Source organism: Komagataeibacter sp. NFXK3, assembly GCF_054182245.1.
The window spans coordinates 1-5,105 of sequence record NZ_JAPIVJ010000039.1 but is presented as its reverse complement, the minus strand read 5'-3'; the positions used below and the strand labels follow the sequence as shown (position 1 = coordinate 5,105).

The following is a 5,105-nucleotide window of genomic DNA, read 5'->3' as shown; positions in this document are numbered from 1 at the left end:
GCGTAGCCCATACCGGCCAGTGGTCATGTTCAGACCGCATCCAAAGGCCTGATACATGACCGCATCCGATCACACGCCTCTATTGTTCAACGCATCTGCTTGCACGAACGCGGGCATCCATACATGAAGCCTTTCGTCAAGCGGCAGAAAAACGACGCGGCCGATGCCGAAGCCATCGCAGAAGCGGCGAGCCGTCCGACGATGCGCTTCGTGGAGCCCAAGACGGAACGCCAGCAGGCTCGGGCGATGGTCTTCAGGACGCGTGACATGTTCGTGCGTCAGCGGACGCAGATGATCAACGCGCTCCGGGCTCACCTGGCGGAACATGGCATCATCGCCGCCAAGGGAATCACGAACGTGCAGGAATTGGGACGGATCATCGAGACGGCGGAAACCGGGATTGAGCCTCTGGTCGTGGAGACGGCCCGCATCTATCTCGATCAGATCGAACAGATTTCGGGGCGCATCGCTGCATTGGAGAAGACGCTCAGGCAGGAGGCCGGTCAATCCGACAGGACGGAGCGGATGATGAGCATGCCGGGGATCGGCCCGGTGACGGCCATGGCGGTCGAGGCGTTCGCGCCCACCCTGTCGACATTCCGGCGCGGCCGAGATTTCGCGGCATGGTTGGGCCTGGTGCCGAAACAGCATTCGTCCGGCGGCAAACAGGTTCTGGGGCATACGTCGAAAATGGGCCAACGCGACATCCGCCGCCTGCTCATCATCGGCGCCATGTCCGTTATTCGCTGGTTCAGCCAAAACACGCCCGACGCCGATACTTGGCTCGGGCGGCTGCTGCGCCGCAAGCCCCGTCAGTTGGCTGCCATTGCCCTGGCCAATAAAATGGCCCGCTCGCTCTGGGCCATGGAAACACGGGAAGAGTTTTTCAGGGATCCGCGCGCGGTTGCCGCCTGACAATCAGTCGGGAGTAACTACGCGCGGTACGTCGGCGTGTGAGGAGGTCGTCGAGCAGTAAGGACAAACGATCGGAAAGAACGGGTCTGGAAAAGCATTCGGGTCAATGAACCTCGAGTTCGCAGAATTGATTTGCACCAGATCCGCGTAGCCCATACCGGCCAGTGGTCATGTTCAGACCGCATCCAAAGGCCTGATACATGACCGCATCCGATCACACGCCTCTATTGTTCAACGCATCTGCTTGCACGAACGCGGGCATCCATACATGACCCGGGTAGGGCGGAAATTTTCATTGAGATTTGACCCATGCCTTCACACTCCCCGGCATCATCTGCTGGGGGTTTGAGGAGTGATTGACATGGAGCTTCTGAGTGTGATCCGTCGGTGGCACTGCCGGGATCATCTTCCGATCCGCGAGATTGAACGCCGGACGGGGCTGTCACGCAATACGATCCGGAAATATCTCCGGGCGGAGAGTATTGAACCGCGGTACCAGGTTCCCGAACGCCCCAGCCGACTGGACCCATTTGTTGACAGGCTGAGGGGATGGCTCGTCCTGGAAGCTGCCCGATCACGCAAAAACCGGCGCACGGCGCGACGACTACATGAAGACCTTGTGGCGCTGGGTTATGATGGCTCCTACGGACGGGTGGCCGCTTTTATCCGGCAATGGAAACACGAACAGCACCAGGCACGCCAGACAACGGGTCGAGGTGTTTTTGTCCCCCTGCGCTTCCAGCCCGGAGAAGCCTTCCAGTTCGACTGGGGTGAGGACTGGGCGGTGATTGCCGGGCATCGCGTCAAGCTGCAGGTTGCCCACACCAAACTGTCCTTTAGCCGGGCCTTCATACTCAGGGCCTATCCCCTGCAGACCCACGAAATGCTTTTCGATGCGCTTACCGAGGCCTTCCGCGTGCTCGGTGGTGTTCCGCGGCGGGGTATTTTTGACAACATGAAGACCGCCGTGGACCGGATTGGGTCAGGCAAGGCACGTCAGGTCAATCTGCGCTTCATGGCTCTGGCCAGCCATTATCTGTTCGAAGCGACTTTTTGCAATCCGGCAGCGGGATGGGAGAAAGGGCAGATTGAGAAGACCGTGCAGGATGCCCGGCGCCATATCTGGCAGGATCTGCCTGCCTTTGCGGATCTGGGGGCGCTGAATGCCTGGCTGGAAGCCCGCTGCCTGGACTGCTGGGAACGGCTGCAGCATATCGAACTGGCCCGGACCATCGCCGAGGTCCATGCCAGTGAGCGTCCACACCTCATGGTCCCGGGGCGTCCCTTTGACGGTTTTGTCGAACAGACCAAGCGCGTCTCGCCAACCTGCCTGATCCAGCCGTCATGCGTCATGATCCTGCAGCCGCTTCACTTGTCATCATGCTCCGTGGACTGCGGATGTATGGCATGGCCCAGGCTACGGCTGACCTCATAGAGCAGGGCGCGCCAGCTTTTGAGGCGGCCATCCCCATCCTCTCGCAACTTCTGAAGGCGGAGCTGGCCGAACGCGAAGTGCGCTCCATCGCCTACCAGACAAAGACAGCCTGGTTCCCTGCCTACAAAGACCTGTCCGGGTTCTCTTTTGCCGATACGCAGATCAACGAGCCCATGGTCCGCCAGCTCCATGGCGGGGACTTCATCGAGCGTGCTGAAAATGTCGTGCTGATCGGCGGTCCGGGAACCGGGAAAACCCACCTGGCGACCGCGCTGGCCATCCAGGCGATCACCCATCACCGCAAGAAGGCACGCTTCTGGTCAACGGTTGACCTCGTCAATGCGCTCGAACAGGAAAAGGCCGCCAACCGGGCCGGGCAGATTGCCGACAGGCTGCTCCGCCTGGATCTCGTGATCCTTGATGAACTCGGTTATCTCCCCTTCAGTGCGTCTGGTGGCGCCCTGCTGTTCCATCTGCTCAGCCGCCTCTACGAGCGCACCAGTGTCATCATCACAACCAATCTGAGCTTCAGTGAATGGGGAGAGGTCTTTGGTGACCCGAAGATGACGACGGCGCTCCTCGATCGGCTGACCCATCACTGTCATATCCTCGAGACAGGAAATGACAGCTACAGGTTCCGCGCCAGCACTGCCGCGTCAAAAAACAGAAAGGACAGATCTCCTTCTTGACCGCCCGCATAACTATACCTGAAATAGCATCTGGCTGGGTCAATTCCTGATGAAAAACCCGGGTCAGTTCTCAGTGAAAATCAACAATGTCGGCAATCGAACACTGTCGCACCGCAGCCCTTGGTGGTCATGTCGCAGCGTGCGGGGACTGTGGACACAGGCGGATCGCCTATAACAGTTGCCGCAACCGTCATTGTCCGCGCTGTCAGGGGAACGCCGCACGGACATGGCTGGCCGAACGTGAGGCCGATCTGCTGCCGGTCGGGTATTTCCATGTCGTCTTCACCCTGCCGGCGCGGATCGCCGACATCGCGCTGCAGAACAAGGCCGTTCTCTACGCCCTGCTGTTCCAGGCGGCCTCGGAGACGATGATGACGATCGCCGCCGATCGCCGCCGATCCCCGGCATCTGGGTGCCCGCATCGGCATCACCGCCGTGCTGCACAGTTGGGGTTCGGCGCTGACCCACCATCCCCATGTGCACATGATCGTGCCAGGTGGCGGGCTCTCGCCCGATGCCCAGCGCTGGATCTCGTCGCGCCCGGCTTTCCTGCTGCCCGTCCGGGTGCTGGGCAAGCTGTTCCGCCGTCTGTTCCTCACCCGGCTTCTGGCATTTTTCGACGCCGACCGGCTGGCCTTTCGGGGCCAGCTTGCTTTCCTGGCAGACCGCCGTGCCTTTCTGCGGTATCTGGCCCCCGTGCGCAGCCGACGCTGGGTTGTCTACGCCAAACCACCTTTTGCGGGTCCCAAAGCGGTGCTGGCCTACCTGTCGCGCTATACCCACCGCGTTGCCATCTCGAACCGTCGCCTTCTGGCGTTCAACGAAAACGGCGTGACGTTTCGCTACAAGGACTACCGACGGGACACGGCCCACCAGCAGCAGGTCATGACACTCGCCACGGATGAGTTCATCCGCCGTTTCATGCTGCATGTCCTGCCACGGGGATTTCATCGCATCCGCCATTATGGCCTGCTGGCCAGTTCCAATCGCAAGGCCAGCCTCGCTCGGGTGCGGGACCTGCTGAAGGTCATACCCATGCCAGCACCAGAAGTCACGGAACCCGAACCGGTCATGCCACCGCCCTGCCCATGCTGTGGTGGTCCGATGGTCGTCATCCCGATCCTTCCCCGCTGGTGCCAGCCCAGAGGACCGCCACGGACGACTGATCTGGCCGGGAGATCAGCATGATGATCGGCAGACATGACCCTATAACCCGATGCCTGCCGGAACCGTCTCGTTCCGGCGCACCGACAGGCTTACGTAAAACGCGAAAAAACGACGGAAAGCGCGCACCTGGCCCTGAAGATCCTGTCATCTTCATGTGTAGGATCAGCGGGAAACACCCTTTGTCGCGTCACGAATGTCGCCACGTGACCCCGCTCAGAGGCGCCTCAGGGCAGCGCCAGTTGCAAATTCCCCATAACTGAGTCTCGGTGTCGCGGGTTCGGTCTTCCCAGACTTTCGTACGCCTCGCGGCGCCCGAAACCCTTCAGGCAAACGGAATGTCTGCTTCCGGACAAAAGATGCAGAAAGCCGCCAGTTAATTCCACAGTTTCCAAGACGCCCCTAACAGATTTCGTCTCCACCCGAAGCCAGAAAAGCGCGGATCCAAAAAATCTGACAATCTGTTCATCCTAGTTTACTCACGAAATGTCTGAGATGATCTGCAATGAAACTGGCTATAAAATAATAACTGTGATCGTAATCAGGACGAAGATTCAGGATGAGTTCCTGCCCTGCATTCTGTGCGGCTTCCTGGAACAGTTCTGGTCTGAGCTGTTCTTTCAGAAACTGGTCCGCCAGACCCTGATCTATCAGAACAGGCAGTCTTTCCTTCGCTGTCCGCACAAGTTCAAGCGGGTCATAGGCTGCCCAACTGGCACGATCCGGACCCAGATAAGCACTGAATGCTTTTTCACCCCATGGTACCTGCGTTGGCGCCACAATGGGTGAAAAGGCTGACACAGAACGATAGCGGCCAGGATTACGCAGCGCGATCATGATGGCGCCAAATCCACCCATCGAATGTCCCGCAATGCCTCGCTGCTGCGTAACCGGAAAGCTCG

At 59.6% G+C, this 5,105-nt stretch carries 2 protein-coding genes and 3 pseudogenes; 4 read left to right on the top strand and 1 reads right to left on the bottom strand.

Translation table 11 applies throughout. The annotated features are described in order from the left end of the window. Positions 1-120: 120 nt before the first annotated feature. The 4 genes and pseudogenes from OQZ28_RS16725 to OQZ28_RS16710 form a co-directional block, all read left to right on the top strand. A pseudogene (locus tag OQZ28_RS16725) lies at positions 121-915 on the top strand (IS110 family RNA-guided transposase); the annotation flags it as partial. Positions 916-1,276: 361 nt separating this feature from the next. Continuing rightward, positions 1,277-2,251: pseudogene (gene istA, locus OQZ28_RS16720) on the top strand (IS21 family transposase); the annotation flags it as partial. Positions 2,252-2,259: 8 nt separating this feature from the next. Then, complete coding sequence (gene istB, locus OQZ28_RS16715) at positions 2,260-3,039, top strand: IS21-like element helper ATPase IstB (protein WP_075624000.1); 780 nt, start codon at positions 2,260-2,262, stop codon at positions 3,037-3,039. Between the two features lie 86 nt (positions 3,040-3,125). Next, positions 3,126-4,227: pseudogene (locus OQZ28_RS16710) on the top strand (IS91 family transposase); the annotation flags it as partial. A 441-nt stretch (positions 4,228-4,668) separates the two neighbouring features. On the opposite strand, the gene OQZ28_RS16705 reads toward OQZ28_RS16710, so the two are convergent. Beyond that, a partial coding sequence (locus tag OQZ28_RS16705; RefSeq protein WP_458136669.1) for an alpha/beta hydrolase-fold protein occupies positions 4,669-5,105 on the bottom strand: 437 nt, incomplete at its 5' end.

What these genes read in the sequence shown, in the direction of transcription:
- istB (WP_075624000.1), top strand. Translation starts at nt 2,260, where the DNA reads ATGCGTCATGATCCTGCAGCCGCTTCACTTGTCATCATGCTCCGTGGA.